The 19,012-nt window shown below is 30.7% G+C and carries 19 protein-coding genes and 3 tRNA genes; 9 read left to right on the forward strand and 13 right to left on the reverse strand.

Annotation, left to right across the window (positions count from 1 at the left end; translation table 11 throughout):
- Positions 1 to 78: 78 nt before the first annotated feature.
- Both ACN0WB_RS07040 and ACN0WB_RS07045 read right to left on the reverse strand, forming a co-directional pair.
- Positions 79 to 609 carry a DUF4136 domain-containing protein gene (locus ACN0WB_RS07040; RefSeq protein ID WP_417430248.1) on the reverse strand — a complete coding sequence of 177 codons (531 nt, stop codon included), beginning with the start codon at positions 607 to 609 and terminating at the stop codon, positions 79 to 81.
- A 27-nt stretch (positions 610 to 636) separates the two neighbouring features.
- On the reverse strand, positions 637 to 825 hold the full coding sequence (locus ACN0WB_RS07045; protein ID WP_417430250.1) for a DUF5522 domain-containing protein: 189 nt from the start codon (positions 823 to 825) through the stop codon (positions 637 to 639).
- Between the two features lie 37 nt (positions 826 to 862).
- Between ACN0WB_RS07045 and ACN0WB_RS07050 the strand changes: the two genes are divergently transcribed.
- Complete coding sequence (locus ACN0WB_RS07050; protein WP_417430252.1) at positions 863 to 1,192, forward strand: hypothetical protein; 330 nt, start codon at positions 863 to 865, stop codon at positions 1,190 to 1,192.
- Between the two features lies 1 nt (position 1,193).
- Here the strand turns inward: ACN0WB_RS07050 and uraH are convergent, their stop codons facing one another.
- The 7 genes from uraH to proS all read right to left on the reverse strand — a co-directional run bounded on the left by uraH (position 1,194) and on the right by proS (position 8,231).
- Entirely contained in the window at positions 1,194 to 1,514 is a 321-nt protein-coding gene (gene uraH / locus ACN0WB_RS07055) for a hydroxyisourate hydrolase (RefSeq protein ID WP_417430423.1), read from the reverse strand.
- Between the two features lie 270 nt (positions 1,515 to 1,784).
- Positions 1,785 to 2,894 carry a molecular chaperone DnaJ gene (gene dnaJ / locus ACN0WB_RS07060; RefSeq protein ID WP_417430425.1) on the reverse strand — a complete coding sequence of 370 codons (1,110 nt, stop codon included), beginning with the start codon at positions 2,892 to 2,894 and terminating at the stop codon, positions 1,785 to 1,787.
- A 47-nt stretch (positions 2,895 to 2,941) separates the two neighbouring features.
- On the reverse strand, positions 2,942 to 3,490 hold the full coding sequence (locus tag ACN0WB_RS07065; protein ID WP_417430254.1) for a nucleotide exchange factor GrpE: 549 nt from the start codon (positions 3,488 to 3,490) through the stop codon (positions 2,942 to 2,944).
- 89 nt (positions 3,491 to 3,579) lie between these two features.
- Positions 3,580 to 4,269, reverse strand: coding sequence for a transporter (locus ACN0WB_RS07070; protein ID WP_417430256.1), 690 nt, complete (start codon positions 4,267 to 4,269; stop codon positions 3,580 to 3,582).
- The gene (locus ACN0WB_RS07075) at positions 4,262 to 5,587 is read right to left on the reverse strand and encodes an Nramp family divalent metal transporter (protein WP_417430257.1); all 1,326 of its coding nucleotides are present in this window, start codon (positions 5,585 to 5,587) and stop codon (positions 4,262 to 4,264) included. The genes ACN0WB_RS07070 and ACN0WB_RS07075 overlap by 8 nt, the downstream gene beginning before the upstream one ends.
- A gap of 231 nt (positions 5,588 to 5,818) precedes the next feature.
- Positions 5,819 to 6,655, reverse strand: a complete 837-nt coding sequence (locus ACN0WB_RS07080; protein WP_417430259.1) for a DUF937 domain-containing protein — start codon at positions 6,653 to 6,655, stop codon at positions 5,819 to 5,821.
- A 100-nt stretch (positions 6,656 to 6,755) separates the two neighbouring features.
- A complete protein-coding gene (proS, locus tag ACN0WB_RS07085; protein ID WP_417430261.1) occupies positions 6,756 to 8,231 on the reverse strand; it encodes a proline--tRNA ligase in 1,476 nt (491 codons plus the stop codon).
- 144 nt (positions 8,232 to 8,375) lie between these two features.
- Between proS and ACN0WB_RS07090 the strand changes: the two genes are divergently transcribed.
- Both ACN0WB_RS07090 and ACN0WB_RS07095 read left to right on the forward strand, forming a co-directional pair.
- Positions 8,376 to 9,422 (forward strand): prolyl-tRNA synthetase, encoded by a 1,047-nt coding sequence (locus tag ACN0WB_RS07090; RefSeq protein WP_417430262.1) that lies wholly within the window; start codon positions 8,376 to 8,378, stop codon positions 9,420 to 9,422.
- A gap of 29 nt (positions 9,423 to 9,451) precedes the next feature.
- Entirely contained in the window at positions 9,452 to 10,846 is a 1,395-nt protein-coding gene (locus tag ACN0WB_RS07095; protein WP_417430264.1) for an OmpP1/FadL family transporter, read from the forward strand.
- Positions 10,847 to 10,945: 99 nt separating this feature from the next.
- On the opposite strand, the gene ACN0WB_RS07100 is transcribed toward ACN0WB_RS07095, so the two are convergent.
- A complete protein-coding gene (locus ACN0WB_RS07100; RefSeq protein WP_417430266.1) occupies positions 10,946 to 11,644 on the reverse strand; it encodes a ZIP family metal transporter in 699 nt (232 codons plus the stop codon).
- A gap of 1 nt (position 11,645) precedes the next feature.
- A complete protein-coding gene (locus tag ACN0WB_RS07105) occupies positions 11,646 to 12,440 on the reverse strand; it encodes a class I SAM-dependent DNA methyltransferase (protein WP_417430268.1) in 795 nt (264 codons plus the stop codon).
- 45 nt (positions 12,441 to 12,485) lie between these two features.
- Here ACN0WB_RS07105 and ACN0WB_RS07110 point away from each other — a divergent pair, with 45 nt between their 5' ends.
- Together ACN0WB_RS07110 and ACN0WB_RS07115 are read left to right on the forward strand one after the other, a co-directional pair.
- Complete coding sequence (locus ACN0WB_RS07110) at positions 12,486 to 13,655, forward strand: THUMP domain-containing class I SAM-dependent RNA methyltransferase (RefSeq protein WP_417430270.1); 1,170 nt, start codon at positions 12,486 to 12,488, stop codon at positions 13,653 to 13,655.
- A gap of 14 nt (positions 13,656 to 13,669) precedes the next feature.
- Positions 13,670 to 14,671, forward strand: a complete 1,002-nt coding sequence (locus ACN0WB_RS07115; protein ID WP_417430272.1) for a glycosyltransferase — start codon at positions 13,670 to 13,672, stop codon at positions 14,669 to 14,671.
- A gap of 56 nt (positions 14,672 to 14,727) precedes the next feature.
- On the opposite strand, the gene aspA is transcribed toward ACN0WB_RS07115, so the two are convergent.
- Together aspA and ACN0WB_RS07125 are read right to left on the reverse strand one after the other, a co-directional pair.
- Complete coding sequence (gene aspA / locus ACN0WB_RS07120) at positions 14,728 to 16,134, reverse strand: aspartate ammonia-lyase (RefSeq protein ID WP_417430274.1); 1,407 nt, start codon at positions 16,132 to 16,134, stop codon at positions 14,728 to 14,730.
- 75 nt (positions 16,135 to 16,209) lie between these two features.
- Positions 16,210 to 17,217: an N-acetylmuramoyl-L-alanine amidase gene (locus ACN0WB_RS07125; RefSeq protein WP_417430276.1), complete on the reverse strand. Its 1,008-nt coding sequence runs from the start codon at positions 17,215 to 17,217 to the stop codon at positions 16,210 to 16,212.
- Between the two features lie 131 nt (positions 17,218 to 17,348).
- Here ACN0WB_RS07125 and ACN0WB_RS07130 point away from each other — a divergent pair.
- The 4 genes from ACN0WB_RS07130 (at position 17,349) to ACN0WB_RS07145 (ending at position 19,012) form a co-directional block, all read left to right on the forward strand.
- Positions 17,349 to 17,435, forward strand: a tRNA-Ser gene (locus ACN0WB_RS07130).
- A gap of 21 nt (positions 17,436 to 17,456) precedes the next feature.
- A tRNA-Pro gene (locus tag ACN0WB_RS07135) sits at positions 17,457 to 17,531 on the forward strand.
- Positions 17,532 to 17,600: 69 nt separating this feature from the next.
- Positions 17,601 to 17,674, forward strand: a tRNA-Arg gene (locus tag ACN0WB_RS07140).
- 117 nt (positions 17,675 to 17,791) lie between these two features.
- Positions 17,792 to 19,012: a glycosyltransferase gene (locus tag ACN0WB_RS07145; RefSeq protein ID WP_417430278.1), complete on the forward strand. Its 1,221-nt coding sequence runs from the start codon at positions 17,792 to 17,794 to the stop codon at positions 19,010 to 19,012.

A 19,012-nucleotide genomic window follows, 5' to 3' on the forward strand; every position in this document is an offset into this window, starting at 1 on the left:
ATTTAATAATAGAAGAATTTTATTTTCCACAAAAAAAGACCGATTTCAATATCGGTCTTTTTAAATATTTTTAGAAAATTATTTTTTCTTATTTGGGGGATAATTTGCCATAATTTCTGCAACAATTTCTGGGATTTGCGTTTGTTTAGATTTTGGTGAATCTACAGAAATTCCGGTTCCCACGCCTTGCCAAACTAATTTTTGAGTTTGTGTGTCAATCAAATCAATCATCAAAGATCCTTGGTTATAATTTCTGCTAAAAGTTCTATTAACTCCGAAACCGAAACCGCCGTAACCAAATCCACCGTACATTCCATATCGATTTCCTTCTACAATATCTTTTACTTGTTTGTGATTGGCTTTAAGATTTACGATTAAATCTGGCGCATCAGAAACTCTTAAACCTTTCATTTGTAATTGTTTAGAAACCTCATTTAAAACGCGGTCTTTATCAATATCATTCAAATTCAAGTCGTCAATTCTTAATTTATAAGTTTTGTAATTATTAAAATTTGCAGTTTCAGCGTAATCAGATTTTACTTGAAATGGGCTGCAAGAAGTTAATCCTAAAGTTGCAGCTAACAAGAAAACTAAATATTTTTTTTTCATGATGAGATTATTTTTGAGAGTGAAAATCTATTTTAAAATTTTATCAGTTATTTTTATTTTTTTGAAAGAATCTGTTTTTTTATCATAACCAAAAGGACAATGTCTGCAACCACTTTTGCAGCAAAAACCACGTTTCAGATGGTATTTTTCTGTGAAAACCTTATAACCTTGTTCGTTGTAATAATAGTCTTCATTTTCTTTGATTTCTTTTTGCATGATAAGTTAAATCCTAAAAATAATTTATATTTGTTAAATGATAATTGTGTGCCATTTCTTACTCAAAAATACAAAAATAAACGGCATTACGTTTTTTCCATTTATTTTGTTAAAAAACGCGTCGGATAGAAATAATACTATTTTACTAAATCACGAAAAAATCCACCTGCGACAACAAGCGGAAACGTTAATCTTCTTTTTTTATATTTGGTATGTTTTAGAATATTATTACTTACTCATAAAATATAGAAATCCCTATTTAGCTTACCAAAATATTAGTTTTGAAAGAGAAGCTTATGGGAATGAACATAATCCCAATTACTTAAAAACCAGAAAACTCTGGAGATTTTTTAAATATTTAAAATAATTTAACTTCCTCTGTAGGTAGAATATCCATAAGCAGAGAGCGTAATTGGAACGTGGAAATGATTTTTTCCTTTAATTTCAAACACAACTTCTATAAAGGGATAGAAAGTTTCTTCGTTAATCTTTTGAAAGTAAGATTGCGTCATAAAAATAAATTTATAAACGCCTGAATTATCCTTATCGTTCTTTAGAAAATCTGAAATTCTTCCGCTTTCATCGGTCGCTTTTTGATCTACAACTTCCCACATTTTTGTTGAAGTATTCATTTTTTCTAATTTAATTGAAACGCCACTCGCGGGTAAACCTTTAGAAATATCTAAAATATGCGTTGATAATTAATAATCTTTGCTCTGTGCAAAAGTAAATAGACTTAGTAAAGCAAATGCGAAACTGAAAATAAGTTTTTTCATTGAATTTTTTTTATTCAGAGTTAATAGATAATTTATATTAAATGCTCACTTATCAATAGATATACCAATTTCTAAATTGTTGATTATTATCATAAAAAAAGAGACCTAAAAAAGTCTCTTATTTTTGATGTTTATAAAGTAAAAAAAATTCTTTTACTCAATCCTAAAGAAAGGAAATCTTTTTTAATTAAATAAATCTCTCACTTTATCAAAAAAGGTTTTTTCTTTTCCGGATGGTTCTGCAATCATTTCACTATTTTCTAACTGTTGTTCAAAAAATTCTTTCTGAGATGGAGATAATTTTTGTGGCGTCCAAACATTGATGTGAATAAACATATCGCCTTTTCCATAACTTTCTAAACTTGGTAAACCTTTTCCGGCTAATCGTAAAATTTTTCCAGATTGTGTTCCGGCATCAATTTTTATTTTTACTTTACTTCCAACTGTATTTACTTCTTTTGAAGTTCCCAAAGCAGCTTCTGGAAAGGAAATATAAAGTTCTTGATGAAGATTATCGCCTTCACGTTTGATTGTTTTGTCGATTTCCTCTTCCACAACAACTAATAAATCGCCTGCAATTCCACCAAAAGGTGCGTCGTTTCCTTTTCCTTGAACGCTCAATTGAACACCTTCTCTAGCTCCAGCTGGAATATTAATTGTTACTTCTTCATCTTCTTTTATCAAACCTTGTGAATTTGCACCGGCTGGAATTTTATCTGCAACTTTTCCCAATCCTTGACAAGTGCTACATGTTTGCTGCGTTTGCATTTGTCCGAACATTGTGTTCATTACTTTTATTTGCGCTCCAGCTCCATTACACGTGGGACAAGTTTTAGAAGTTACACCTTTAGCAAATTTCATTTTTTTAACCTTAATGGTTTTTTGCGTTCCATTTAGAATTTCTTCTAAATTTAATTTTATTCTAACACGGAGGTTAGAACCTCGAACTTGTTGCTGTTGTTGTCTTCCGCCGCCGCCAAAATGACCACCAAAAATATCTCCAAACTGGCTGAAAATATCTTCCATATTCATTCCGCCACCAAAACCGCCGCCGAAACCACCATTTCCACTCACACCGGCGTGACCATATTGATCGTAACGTGCTTTTTTATTGCCGTCACTTAAAACTTCGTAAGCTTCTGCTGCTTCTTTAAATTTTTCTTCAGAAGTAGAATCACCAGGATTTTTATCCGGGTGGTATTTTATCGCCATTTTTCTGTAGGCTTTTTTTATTTCTTCTCCTGAAGCGGATTTGCTGATTTCTAATACTTCGTAATAATCTCTTTTGGTCATTGTCATTGTTTCTTATTTAAAAAAATTTTAATAATTAAATTAAGATTTTAATTTCCAGTTACTACTTTTGCGAAACGAATTACTCTATCGTGCAATTGATAACCAGTCTCCACAACATCTACAATTTTACCTTTTAAATCTTCTGACGGCGCAGGAATACTTGTAATAGCTTCATGAAGATCAACATTAAAAGCATCTCCCGCATTTACCTCGATTGGTTTTAAACCTTTTTCGGTTAATTTATTTTTGAATTTTTGATAAATTAATTCTACACCTTTTAAATCTGCTTCATTTCCATTTTTAGAAATTTCTTTTAAAGCGCGCTCAAAATCATCAAGAATTCCGAGCATAGAAATCATCATTTCTTGATGTGCATATTGGAAGAATTCATTACGCTCTTTTACAGTTCTTTTTTTATAGTTTTCAAACTCTGCGAAAAGCCGAATATATCGGTCTTTTTCTTCTGCCAATAAATCTTCCGGAGATTTTTCGGGTGTCAGATTTTCAGTTTTTTCTTCTGAATTATTTTGGTTTTCTTCTTGAGAATTTTCTTGAGAATTTATTTCTTCGTCGTAAATATCTTTATTATCGTCCATTTTCTTTATTTTATAAACCATCTTTCGCAAAATTTTTGCCAAAGAGAAGATTAGGACATTTAGGCAGATTATTATTTATTCTGAAAAAGTTAAAATGAAGTGCCTAAGTAAATAAAATATCTGGGAGCATTTGCAGATAAGCCCATTCCATAATTAGCATTTAATTGTAAATTATTTTTAAGGGAATAGGAAATTCCAGAATTGAATTGATGTTTTGGGTTTTCATTATTACAAAAACTGCCGAAATATTCTAAAAAAGCATTTAATTTGGGATTTAATTTAAATATCCCCACTGCAGAATATTCTTTTATAAAAGATTTTAAAGTGTTATCATAAGTGATTCCAAGATTGCTTTCTAATGTTAATTTAGAATTTATTTCCTGAGTAATTAAAAAATAAGAAGAAGTATTAAAAACAGTTTTTCCCAGATCGTTCTTTTGCCCTGTTATAAAACCAGCCACAGAAATTTGTGTATTATTTTTATTAATGAATGGAGTTTTCAAACCCAAACTCACAGGAAATTCTGTTTCATTTTTTTCTTCATTAATCTTGTAAATAATATTATTTAAAAAAATAAATTCTAATTTTTTATTTAAAGCAAAGTGATAAGAAATTGTAGGTAAAAAAATATTTTCGGCTGTTGAATTTATATTTTCATAGAGAGTTCCGGTTTCTACTTGTAATATTTTTGGTTCATTTAAAGAAGCTGTTTCTGTAACCGTTACTTGTGCGGAAAGAAAAATATTTAAGAAAAATAAAAGAAAAAGTCCTTTATTCATTTGGAAAAAATGTAGTGTATAATAAATAAAGGTTTAAAATTAAAATGATTATTGTGACAAACCAAACTATAATTTTAAGAAAACTTTTATTTGCAAATTCTCCCATTTTAGTTTTAGAATTAGTAAACATCACCAAAGGAATCACTGCAAAACTAAGTTGCATTGAAAGTACAACTTGACTTAAAACTAATAATTCTGTAGTGCCTTTTTCTCCATAAAGTATGGCGACAATTAAAGCGGGAATTATGGCAAGAACTCTTGTAATTAATCTTCGCAGCCAAGGTTTTAATTTGATGTGTAGAAAACCTTCCATTACAATTTGTCCCGCTAAAGTCCCGGTTAAAGTAGAATTTTGCCCAGAAGCCAAAAGTGCAATTGCGAAAACTACACTTGCAATGCTTGTTCCCAAAAGTGGATCTAAAAGTTTATGTGCATCATAGATGTCTGCAACATCTTGATAACCAGTGTTGTGAAAAGTGGCAGAAGCTACAATTAAAATTGCAGCATTTACAAAAAAAGCTAAAAATAAAGCAACACTACTATCAATTGTAGCAAATTTAATGGCCATTTTTTTTCCTTCCACATCTCTTTTGTAATTTCTGGTTTGCACTATTGAACTGTGCAAATATAAATTATGCGGCATCACTGTTGCGCCTAAAATTCCGATTGCGATATACAACATTGAAGGATCATAAACAATTTGTTTTGTGGGAAGCAAACCTTGTAACATTGGAAATATGTCTGGTTTACTTGCAATAATTTCGTAACCAAAACATGCAAAAATTACGAAAATTAATCCACCAACGAATGCTTCAATCCACCGAAATCCTCGTGATTGAAGAAGCAAAATAATAAAAACATCAATTCCTGTGATTGCAATTCCCCAGGTAATTGGAATACCAAAAAGTAAATTTAGCGCAATTGCAGAACCAATTACTTCAGCTAAATCACATGCAACAATCGCAATTTCACAAAGAATCCAAAGAATAAAATTTGTAGTAGGTTTGAAATGATCTCTGCAAGCTTGAGCTAAATCTCGTTCTGCAACCACGCCTAATTTCACAGAAAGATGTTGTAGAAGTATTGCAAAAAGATTAGAAATTAAAATTACAGAAAGCAACGTATAACCAAATTTTGCTCCACCTGCAATATCTGTAGCCCAATTTCCCGGATCCATATATCCAACTGCGACCATTAAACCAGGACCTGTAAATGCTAATAATTTTTTCCAAAATCCCGCATTTTGCGGGACGTTTATGGAAGAATATACTTCTGAAAGAGAATTCTGATGTTTTTCTTTTCTCCAGCCTCGACTCATAAAAAATGTTAGTTTAGTCTAACAAAAGTAGTTTAAATATTCTTACTATTAAAATTATTTTCTAAAAACTTTTTATAGAAATAAGTTTAATTAAATTTTAGAACTTCAAAAAAAAATCCCAGAAATTTCTGGGATTAAATATTTAAATTTGATTATTAAAAATTATATCATTCAAGAATTGTAGATTCTTAGAAGACTCTTGCAATCTTTCCACTTTTATCCAGATTAATTTTATTTTTTGGTTTTTTCTGGTAAATTTATAGATGTAGAATCTGAGATTATTGTAGTTTTTGAAGAATCAGATTTTACATTTGTAGTATCTGTCATTGTTACAATTGTGTTATTTTTTTTTGTTTTATTAATCTGATTCCATAAAAACCAACCTGCCAGAAATAAGAGTAATAAGGGAATTAGCCATTTCCAAATAGAACCTTCATTGTTATTGTTTTGAGATTCTACATTTACATGCGTTTCTCCCACTCTTGTAACATCTACTTTTGGTTCGTCAAAACTAGTTACATTTACTTTTTCAAATTCTGGAACCGTTGTTTCTGATTGTCCCCAATTTCCCAATCCTAAAGAAGAAAATGAAAGACCAGTAGGTAGTAATGAAGAAACAATTCCTTTTTGGCCTGAAAGTAAACTTGATAAACCAGAAGTTCCTAAATTATTTTCAGTGGCATATTTTCCTAAAGAGCCAATTGTTGCACTTGTTACTAAATTTAATAATGAACTAGAAGATGTATTATTTATGCCAGAAAAGTTTGAAATGGCATTTACAATTGTTTCTAATTTATCTCCAAACAAAGCAGTTAAAATTGTAGTAATCTTAGAATTGTGTAAATCATTTTTTAAATTTTCAAATAAATATCCGGAAGAAGAGCCTAAAATAGCATCTAAAATTCCAGGTTTATCAGAATTATTGGCAAGTCCACCAATTATCGCTGGTAAAATTGCGCCAACTGCTTTGTGCGTTCCAGATTCACTTTCTCCTAAATGTGTGGAAATTTGTGAAATGAAAGCTGGATCAAACTGGCTTTTAATTAAATCAATAACATTTAGTGACATAATAGTTTGTTTTTAAAAGTTATAAGTAAATGTAAGAATTAATAATTTACTATTATGAATAATCTAATTTTTATAATAAAATTAACAAAAACTCTTTAAATTAATACGCTTTTGCGAATAAAACTCTTTGTTTAGATGGTTTTTTTGTTATCATAGAAATGCCTTCTTCTAAAATATTATTTAAAGGAATACATCTTATAGTTGCTTTTGTTTCTTCCTGAATTTGGGCTTCTTCTTCTGCAGTTCCGTCCCAATGTGCTAAAATAAAACCACCTTTTTCTTCTAAGACTTTTTTGAATTCTTCATAAGAATCTACTTTAGTTGTATTTTCTGTACGGTGTTTTTCAGCTTTTAAATAAATATCTTTTTGAATTGTTTGTAATAAATTTTCTATATAATCTTCTAATCCTTCAAGCGGTTGGGTTTCTTTTGTTAAATTATCTCTTCTTGCTAATTCTACTGATTTATTTTCCAAATCTTTTGGACCAATTGCTATTCTAATTGGAACTCCTTTTAATTCGTATTCCGCAAATTTCCAGCCTGGTTTATTTTCTGTACGATTGTCATATTTTACAGAAATTCCTTTCTCTTTTAATTTAGTTTGAATTTTTTCTGCGACTTCATTTATTTCAGCTAATTGTTCATCGCTTCTAAAAATAGGAACAATTACCACTTGGATTGGAGCTAAAGTTGGAGGTAGAACCAAGCCAAAATCATCAGAATGTGTCATAATTAAAGCGCCCATTAATCGGGTAGAAGTTCCCCAAGAAGTTGCCCATGCAAATTCTATTTTCCCTTCTTTATTGGTAAATTTTACGTCAAAAGCTTTTGCAAAATTCTGTCCTAAAAAATGTGAAGTTCCAGCTTGCAAAGCTTTTCCGTCTTGCATTAAAGCTTCAATACAATAAGTTTCATCTGCACCGGCAAATCTTTCTGATTCTGTTTTAATTCCTCTAATTACAGGCATTGCCATAAAATTTTCTGCAAAATCTGCGTACACATGAAGCATTTTTTCCGTTTCTTCTATGGCTTCATTTTTTGTAGAATGTGCGGTATGACCTTCTTGCCAAAGAAATTCTGCAGTTCTAAGAAATAATCTGGTTCTCATTTCCCAACGAACCACATTTGCCCATTGATTAATTAAAATTGGCAAATCTCTATAAGATTGAATCCAACCGCGGTAAGTATTCCAAATAATTGCTTCAGAAGTTGGACGTACAATAAGTTCTTCTTCTAATTTTGCTTCTGGATCTACAATTAATTTTTTAGAGTTATTTGGATCGGTTTTTAATCGGTAATGAGTTACAACGGCGCATTCTTTCGCAAAACCTTCTGCATTTTTTTCTTCCGCTTCAAAGTAACTTTTGGGAATAAATAAAGGGAAATAAGCATTTTGATGACCAGTTTCTTTAAATTTTTTATCCATCTCATCGCGCATTTTTTCCCAAATTGCGTAGCCATAAGGTTTTATCACCATACAACCACGCACTCCAGAATTTTCTGCTAAATCTGCTTTTACAACTAATTCATTATACCATTTGCTGTAGTCTTCACTTCTTGTTGTAAGTTTTGCCATCTTTATATTATTTTATTTTTAACTTTTAAACTGTATTTGTATCTAACTTTAAATGTTTAATTTTATACCGAAATAGAATGCTGAAAATGGTATAATTTTGGTACAAAGTGCAAATATAAATATAATTAAAATCTATTCATCATCATGGAAAAAAATATACAAAAAAATTGTCCATTTAGATTTGCTGTAAAAAGCTTTCTAGCTTTGTCTTTAAGTTTACTAATGACTTCTTGTGTAATGCAAACTGGAGCTTATACAGAAACTGATGGAGTTTACTATAATCCAAATACAGATACTCTTCCCGAAGGTTACGTTACTAATGAAGGAAATCAAGTGGGAGATTATTATAATTACCAAGATCAATCTATCATTGATAAAAGTAAAGAAAATCAAAATTTAAAAAATAACAGATACAATTCTTGGAATTCCAATGAAAATACAGATTCAGATTGGGGAAATTTTGCCGGGACAGAAATTAATTATTCTCCATATTATGATTATATGTATGGAAATGTTTATACCATGGGATTAGGTAGCTTTAATCCAATATATTACGGATTAGGTAATTGGTATTGGTCTTTTTATGATCCTTTTTGGGCTCGTTATTATGGTTTCAATGGATATTATAATCCTTACTATGGATATTATAATCCTTACTATGGATTTAATTATCCATATTATGGAGGAGGTTATTATGGAGGTTATAATAATTATTATGGAGGTTATTACGGAAATAATTATAATCCATACCGATATAAAAGAAGTGGTGAAAATGGAGGCGGATTACATAAAGTAAGAAAATCTGATAACAATAGTCAAATAAATAATTACGGAAATAATGGATTTAGAAATCCTAGAAATGGAAACCAAAATCCTATAAGAACTAGAAACAATACTTACACAATTCCAAATCAAAACTCAGGAGGTCGTTACAGAAATACGGAAAATTCTGTACCAATTAGAACAAGACAACAAGATCCACCAAGACAAAGAGAATCTGTTCAACCAAGAAGAGAGATGAACAATGATTATAGAAGAGAAAGTTCTTCAGGAGGATTCCGTCAAAGTGAAAGTTCTAATAATTCTTACAGACCAAGTGCGCCTACAAATGGCGGCGGTTTTGGTGGTGGTTCTTCATCATCTTCTGGAGGCGGTTCTACAAGATCAAGCGGAGGTGGAATTAGAAGATAATAATTAATTATAATTTTAGTAATAATAAAATGATAAAAAATTCATTAGCAATTTTAACAATTGCAGTCAGTTTTTCGCTCATGAGCGCACAAGATATTTCGACTATAAGAAATACAGTAGATGTTTATTCTAATAATTTTTCTAATGGTACTGCAAAATATCAAGGAATGGCAGGTTCGATGGGAGCTTTGGGCGGAGAAATTTCAAGTTTAAATTCAAATCCAGCGGGAATTGGCGTTTTTATAGCAAGTGATATTAATGGGACTTTAAATATTAACAATAGTAAAAACACTACTAATTTTAATGGTAAATCTTTAAATTACAAAATAAATAACACAGATTTAGGAGAAATTGGGGGTGTTGCCACATTTCAGATAGAAGGTAATACACCGTGGAAATTTATAAATATAGCCGTAGATTATTCCACACAATCTCTTGAAGACTATTCTGAGACAGCTGGAAATAAAAATATTAGTTTTTCCATTCCATCAGCAGCTACAACTCTAGATTTTGATGGACATGCTTATAATCGCTATGGAAATCTTTCAAATAGCAGTTTTGCAGTTGGAGCAAATTATAATAATAATTTATATCTTGGAGCAGCTTTGCATTTTAAAACTGCAAATATTGATCAATATGATACTGCTGCATTTACAGATTCTGCTTTAAATACAACAGAAATTTTTAATAAACAATACACTCCCTTTTCTGAGCAATCAAACGGTTTTGCAGCAAGTTTAGGTGTAATAGGTAAATTGAATAATCAAATTAGATTAGGAGCGTCTTTAGAAACTCCTACTTGGTGGCAAATTACAAGAATTTATAATTCTTATGATAATCCAACAGACGATACTTACACTGAAGACAGAAAACTTTCTTCACCTATGAAAGCAACTGTGAGTGCGGCTTTCGTGGCGAGCAAAGATTTTGCAATTAATGTAGATTATACTTTAGGAATTACAAAACCAAAATATAAAGTATATGGCGGTGCAGAAACAGAATTAAATAATTTTTTCTCTAATAGTTACAAAAATTTATCTGAAATTAAAATGGGTGCAGAATACCGATTAATGGGTTTAAGACTGCGCGCAGGATATGGTTTAGCAAATAGTCCTTTTGATTCTCAAAGTATTACTGCTTATAGAAACGATGGCTCAGTAGGAAATTCCTCTTTTAGTAATTTAATTTTAGGAAAAAGAACGACCATTGCAGGGGGAATTGGCTATGATTTTGGTTCAATCTATTTAGATGCATCTTATCAAAATGTCCAGTCAACTTACAATAACCCCTTTCTAAGAGGTGATAATGCGGTCAATTCTAATTATTTTTCAGACAATTTTGTTTTACCAAGTAGCAATTATGCGGTGAATGAAGTGAAAAATAATCAAAATAATATTTCTTTAACTTTAGGTTATAAATTTTAAAAAACTTTTCAAAAATAGATTGAAAAAGACTTTCACAACTGTGGAAGTCTTTTTTTATTTAAAATTTTCTGGGGAAATATTAGTGAAATCTTATAAATTCTAATGAAATAAATGTCCCGACAAAGCCAATAAAACTCCACAAATGACCAATATAATTTTCATCCAATCAATATTATGGTTTTTACTACTTTCAAAAATAATAACAGAAGAAATATGTAAAAAAATTCCACCAACAATTGCCAAAAAATAAATTTCTAAATCTGGATTAAAATAATGTCCTAAAAACATTCCAATCGGAGAAGCCAATGCGAAAATAGAAATTATGACCCAAGATTTCCCGCTAAATTTTTGTGTTCCTTTTATTAGAAAAGCGCCTAAAACAAAAGAGATTGGAAGATTATGAAATAAAATTCCCATAAGATATGGCGAGAAAGTTTCCTTTTGTGAAGCCAAAGGAATTCCTTCTAAAAAGGCGTGAAAAAATAAACCGACCATCAATGCAATTGGTAAAATTGCTTTTTCACTATGACTGTGAAAATGCCCGTGTTCAAAGCCTTTCGTCATACTTTCCAAAATCATTTGGACTAAAACTCCACCAATAATCCAAAGTCCAATAGTATGATTTTCTGAAGCATAAATTTCGGGAAAAACTTCATTTAAACAAATTGTTATTAAAAAACCTGCGCTTAAAATCAATAAACTTTTAGCTAATTTTTCTTGCTTTCCAAAATATTTTCCTAAAATAACACCTGCTAAAACACTGAACAATAAAAGGATAAAAATATAAATCTGTATCATTTTACTTTATTTTTTTAAATAAGATTATGCATCTTGGTGAAGAGTTTTCTTTAAATGAATTCAGTTGATAATCGCCCCAAAGTTTTACCCGTTCTAAACCAACATTTTTTGCGAAAATTTCAATAGAACTTAAATCCAGAAGTTTAACTTTCTCTTCAAATTGCAAATCTTTTCCTTCTACATTGAAGTTGATTTCTTTTATAATATGCTGATTTTCAATTCGTTTTTTAATTGTAAATAAAATGTTGCCTTTCTTTATTTTTTCTTCCTCTACAAGATTATTTTTCACAAATTCTGCATTCATAAAATCCAAAACAAACAATCCATTTTCTTTTAAAATATTGGAAACTGAAGAAAAAACACTTTGATCTTCTTCATCCGTTTTAAAATATCCGAAACTTGTAAATAAGTTAAAAACGGCATCTACTTTTTCACTTTTAATGGGATTTCTCATGTCGTGAACATCAAACTTCAAACTCGGTTTTGTAAGATTGAACGAAGCCGGAGTTTCAAACTTTTTATTGTAAGAAATGCTTTCTTCAGACAAATCCAAACCCAAAACATCAAAACCCATTTTATTTAAAAAAACCGAATGTCTTCCTTTTCCACAAGCTAAATCTATAATTTTTGACGGCGGTTGTAAATTTAAAACATCAATTAATTTTTCTAAAAATTGTTCACCTTCTTTATAATCTCGGTCCTGATAAAGGATGTGATAATACGGCGTATTAAACCAAGTTTTAAACCATTCCATTCCACAAAAATACTTAAATTTGCCGAAGATTGTAAATTGCATTTTTTTAAATGTTTAAAATTTGCAAAACAATCGCAAAAACATATTATGGAAATTGATAATTTAAAAATACAAATCAAAACTTTTTTCGGTTTAGAAGAAATTTTATCTGCAGAACTGAAAAAATTGGGTGGGCAAAATGTAGAAATTAAAAACCGCGCCGTCAATTGCGAAGGAGATTTGGGATTTCTTTATAAAATTAATTACAGTTGCAGAACGGCTTTAAAAATTTTAGTTCCCATTTTAACATTTAAAACTTGGGACGAAAATCGTTTTTATGATAAATTGTTTGATTTTCCATGGGAAGATTATTTACGTGTTGATCAAAGTTTTGCAATAGATTCTACCATTTATTCGGACCGATTTTCGCACTCACAATTTATGGTGCAAAAAATGAAAGATGCAATTGTGGATTATTTTAAATTCAAATACAACACGCGTCCAAACGTAGATTCAAAAAATCCTGAAATAAAAATACATCTTCATATTGACCGAGAATTGGTAACAATTTCTTTGGATTCTTCTGGCGATGCTTTATTTAAAAGAGGTTACAGAAAGACTCAAGGTGAAGCGCCGATAAACGAAGTTTTAGCATCTGGAATGTTGCAACTCGCCAATTGGGATGGAAAAGGAAATTTCCTCGACCCAATGTGTGGTTCTGGAACTTTATTAGTAGAAGCTGCAATGATTGCGATGGATTTGCCTGCGCAAATTTTCCGAAAAGAATTTGGTTTTCAAAATTGGCCAAATTATGATGCCGAATTATTTTCAACCATTAAAGAAAACCGCATCAAACGAATAAAAGAATTTACCGGAAAAATTATCGGTTATGATATTGATAATGTGATGCTTGATGCTGCGAAAGATAATATTGCTGCTGCAGAATTAGAAGAAGTAATTGAAGTTAGAAAACAAAATTTCTTTGATAGTAAAAAAGAATTATTTCCTTTGTTAATGGTGTTTAATCCGCCTTACGACGAAAGAATTGCAATAAACGACGAAGATTTTTACAGCAAAATTGGCGATACTTTCAAGAAAAATTATCCAAATACTTTGGCTTGGATGATTTCTTCCGATCTAGAAGCTGTGAAAAAAGTAGGTTTAAGACCGTCCAGAAAAATAAAATTATATAATGGAAAACTTGAATGTCGTTTTTTACAATACGAAATGTATGAAGGAACGAAGAAAACACATAAACTTACAGGAGAATCAATTTAAAATTTAAATAATACTTGCCTTCAATTTCCCTCATAATCGCCATCTACAACCGCAAAGACGAACTTTTCGAGTTGCTCAATTCTTTGTTGTCTCAAACCGACAAAGATTTTGAAATTATTGTTGTAGATGATGGATCAAAAATCGCTTTGCTTCCAACTATTGAACTTTTTTCGGAAACTTTAAATATTCAGTTTTTCCGAAAACCCAATTCTGGTCCTGGTTTATCAAGAAACTACGGCGCAAAAAGAGCGAAAAATAATTGGTTGGTTTTTGTAGATTCTGATGTGATTGTCGAGAAAGATTATATTGAAAATATTAAAAAAGATATTTTAGAAAATCCGTGTGATGCTTTTGGTGGTGCAGATAAAGCGCATAAAGGTTTTAATTTATTTCAAAAAGCCATTTCCTATTCCATGACTTCGGTTTTCACTACTGGTGGAATTCGTGGAAACGCAAAATCTGTAACTAAATTTCAACCGAGAAGTTTTAATATGGGCGTAAAAAAATCTGCTTTTTTAGAAGTCGGAGGTTTTTCAGATTTAAGAATTGGTGAAGATCCAGATTTATCTATGACTTTGTGGGAAAATCAATTCACCACCAAATTTTTTGATAATATTGGAGTTTATCACAAACGCAGAACAGATTTCGGTAGATTTTCAAAACAAGTTTATCAATTTGGAGTTGCGCGCCCCATTTTAAATCAACGACATCCACAGTTTACAAAACTCACTTTTGCTTTTCCGTCACTTTTTTTTCTAGGATATTTTCTGGGAATTTTTAATTATTTTATGTGGCAAAATGGTCTGCTTTTGGGACTTTATGGGTTTTATACTTTTCTAATTTTTTTCCACGCTTTATGGAAAACGAGAAATATAAGTATAGCTTCTTTAGCAGTGATTTCTAGTTATATTCAATTATTTTCTTATGGTTTTGGATTTTTAAAATCTTGGTTTTTATTGAATATTTTACGACAGAATCCAGAAGAGGCTTTTCCCAATCATTTTTACAAAAAATAAAAAACTAAAAAAAGCCCTTCAAAAAATTGAAAGGCTTGATTTTTAAATAGAAAAAACTAAGAAACGAGATCTTCGGGATTCAACATGTGTTTTGGATCTAAAATTTCATCTAATCTTTTTTGGGATAAAATATTATATTCTAATACCAAATCATAAACAGATTTTCCCGTTGCTAAAGCTTCTTTTGCAATTTTTGTAGAATTTTTATAACCAATGTAAGGATTTAAAGCCGTTACAATTCCGATACTATTTTTAACCATTTCATAGCAAATGTCTTTATTTGCCGTAATTCCATTAATGCAACGTTCGCGTAAAGTATCAAGTGCGTTTCCAAGAAAATTAATATTTTCCATGATAGAATGACAAAGAACAGGCTCCATTACATTGAGTTGTAATTGCCCAGCTTCTGCTGCAAAAGTTACTGTTAAATCATTCCCGATTACTTTAAAACAAACTTGGTTTACTACTTCAGGAATTACGGGATTTACTTTTCCGGGCATAATTGAAGAACCAGGTTGCATCGGTGGAAGATTTATTTCAAATAATCCTGCGCGTGGACCGGAAGAAAGTAAGCGTAAATCGTTACAAATTTTAGATAATTTTACAGCTAATCTTTTAGTAGCAGAAGAATAAATGACGTAAGAACCTGTATCAGGAGTTGCTTCAACTAAATTAGGTGCAGAAATAAAAGGAAATCCTGTGATTTGAGCTAAATTTTTTGCGCACATTTTCGGATAACCAACAGGAGAATTTATTCCTGTTCCAATCGCAGTTGCGCCCATATTTATTTCTAAAAATAAATTGGCATTTGCGTTTAATTTTGAAATGTCTTCTTCTAAAGTTGCGGCGAAAGCTTCAAATTCTTGTCCTAAAGTCATAGGAACTGCATCTTGAAGCTGCGTTCTTCCCATTTTTATAACATCGTGAAATTCTTTACCTTTTGCACGAAATGCTTTAATAATATTTTCTAATTTTTTCACAAGTCTCTGATTCATTATAATCAAAGCTACTTTTATGGAAGTTGGATAAGCGTCATTTGTACTTTGAGAAAGATTGACGATGTCGTTTGGTGAACAATATTGATAATCGCCTTTTTCGTGTCCCATTAATTCTAAAACCCGGTTCGCAATCACTTCATTAGCGTTCATATTTACAGAAGTTCCAGCTCCACCTTGTATCATATCAATCGGGAATTGATCGTGCAATTTACCATCCACAATTTCATCGCAAACTTTTACTATATTTCTGTAAAGTTCCTCATCTAGCAAGCCTAATTGATAATTGGTTTTTGCAGCTGCTTTTTTTACATAAGCTAAACCAATTATAAAATCTGAGTAGGAAGATAATAATTGACCAGAAATTTTAAAATTATTAATGGCTCTCTGAGTTTGAACCCCATAATAAGCTTCTTTTGGAACATTTAATTCTCCTAAAAGATCACTTTCTTTTCTAGTGTTTTCCATAAAATTTATTTGACTGAAAAGTTAAGATTAATTTGTTATTTCAAAAAATTAAAAAAGCTATTAATTATAGAAATTCTATGGATATTTTTGATTTAAAGCTTGTAAAATTGCCCAAGTTTCTAGATCTAAAATACCATCATAATTCTGTGGTCTAAAATGATATTGAAATGTTTCAATGGTTTTTTTTGTTGCTTCATCCCAAGATCCAGAAAGTTGTAAATCGTAACCAAATTTTGATAACATAGTTTGAACTTTAAATATAAAAGGACTTGTATTAACTAGAGATCCAAAATCTGTACTTACAGCAAGATCGTAAAAATTTTGTTTTACAGGTTCATCATACCACATTCCTAATTGATATTCTTTATAAAGTCTTTCCCAAGGAAAAGTAGGACCTGGATCTTGTTTTCTAGTTGGTGCAATATCCGAATGTCCTAAAACATTCGTTGGTGGAATCATGTATCTCGTCACAATATCTTTTGCTAAAGCCGCTACTTTTTTAAACTGATATTCTGGAAATGGTACAAAGATTTTTTTACCAGTTGCATCAGTAGTGTATCCTGGATTAACAATTTCAATTCCAATTGAATTATCATTTAAATTTTTATCATTTCGCCAGGCGCTTATTCCTGCATGATAAGCTCGTTTATTTTCGTCAACTAATTGATAAATTTCTTTGTCATCATAGTCGTTTACCAAATAATGAGCACTCACGGATTGTTGTGTTAAAACCGTTATAGATTTATCATCATTTAAAGCGGTATAATGTAGAATTAAATATTTCTGACGAAAATTTTGTCCAACAGAAGGAAAATAAGTTTTAGCAACTTGAAAACCAATAGGATTTGCGGTTACAATAGAACCATAGCTAATCGTATTGTCATTTTTAGTTGCATCTGCTAAATTAACTGTAAAATATTCTCCTTTTTTATGTGTCTCTACATGGGGTTTTTCTACTGGTTTTGTAATGGTATTTACTTTTGGTGGTGTCGGTTTTGCAGGAATTTGGTTTTTTATGTTTTGTTGTGATCCACAAGATAAGAGTAAAAACCCTAATGAAGTGATATATAATGATTTGCGCATTTAATTATATTTTTAATTGTTGAGATGCTCAAAAATACTAATTATTTTAGAATTTTTTTTGGTAAATACTCAAAACTATTTTATATTTGCACTCGCAATTACAGAACAGAAGCTCTTAAAAATATTGCAAAGGAGAGTTGCCTGAGTGGCCGAAAGGACTTGTTTGCTAAACAAGCGTGCGGGAAACTGTACCAAGGGTTCGAATCCCTTACTCTCCGCAACTTTCAGAAAAAATTTATCGGGGCGTAGCGTAGTCCGGTCATCGCGCCTGGTTTGGGACCAGGAGGTCGCAGGTTCGAATCCTGCCGCCCCGACTTTTTTTATTAATTTTTTTTCAAAAAATTTTTTTACGAATGTGTAACTTTTTAAGTAAAACACAAAATGGGTGCGTAGCTCAGCTGGATAGAGCATCTGCCTTCTAAGCAGACGGTCACAGGTTCGAATCCTGTCGCGCTCACTTAAACTTCACAATTTTGTGAAGTTTTTTTTATTTAAATATATAATTTTCTTTAATATTTAATTTTATTCTCATTTTTATTTTCATTAATTTCAACCGAAATTTGGATAATAGAAAATGAAAAAATTGCTCATCATCGGATCGGTTTGGCCAGAACCAACTTCAACTGCGGCCGGAAAAAGAATGTTGCAATTAATTTCACTTTTTCAAAAGCAAAACTTTGAAATTACCTTTTGTTCCACAGCATCAAAATCTGAACATTCTTTTGATTTAAATTTATTAAGTGTTTCCTCTAAAAATATTTTACTTAACGATTCGGGTTTTGATGATTTTGTGAAAAATTTACAGCCTAAGATTGTAATTTTCGATCGTTTTATGGCAGAAGAACAATTTGGATGGCGAGTTTCTGAAAATTGCCCGGAAGCAATCAAAATTTTAGATACCGAAGATCTTCACTTTTTAAGAAAACAACGGGAAATTAGTTTTAAAAATAAACAAGAAAATAATCCGCAAAATGAAATATCAGAAGTTTTCATTCGCGAAGTTTCTTCAATTTTAAGATGTGATTTATCTTTAATTATTTCAGATTTTGAACAACAATTATTGATTGAAAATTATAAAATTAATTCAAAAATTTTATATTATTTACCAATGTTTTCTGAAAAATTTGAAGGTGAAATATCCGAATTCCAAGAGCGCAAAAACTTTCTCCATATTGGTAATTTTTTGCATGAACCAAATTGGCAAACGGTTTTAATTTTAAAAAAACTTTGGAAAAATATCAAGCAAAAATTACCCGAAAGTGAACTGCATATTTACGGAAGTTACGTCACGGAAAAAGCAAAACAACTTCATAATGAAAAAGAAGGTTTCATTATAAAAGGGCGTGCGAATTCTGCTGAAGAAATATTTTTAAATTATAAAGTCTTAATAGCACCAATTCCTTTTGGCGCAGGAATTAAAGGAAAATTATTAGAAAGTATGGAATTTGGTTTGCCAAATGTTACCACAATAATCGGTGCAGAAGGAATGCAGATCAATGAAGATTGGAATGGTTTTATTACAAATTCAGACGAAGAATTTATTGAAAAAGCAATTCTACTTTATACAAATTCTGAAGTTTGGGGAAATTCTCAGAATTTCGGTTTTGAAATTTTAAAGCAAAAGTTCAATAGAGATTTATTTGAAAATGATTTTAATGAAAAAGTGAAATATATTTATGAAAACTTAAACGACCACAGAAATCAAAATTTTTTAGGTCAAATTTTACAAAAAAACGCCCTTCAAAGCACGAAGTTTATGAGCAAATGGATTGAAGAAAAGAATAAGAAAAAGTAG

Source organism: Halpernia sp. (genome assembly GCF_048269545.1).
Lineage (GTDB): Bacteria > Bacteroidota > Bacteroidia > Flavobacteriales > Weeksellaceae > Halpernia.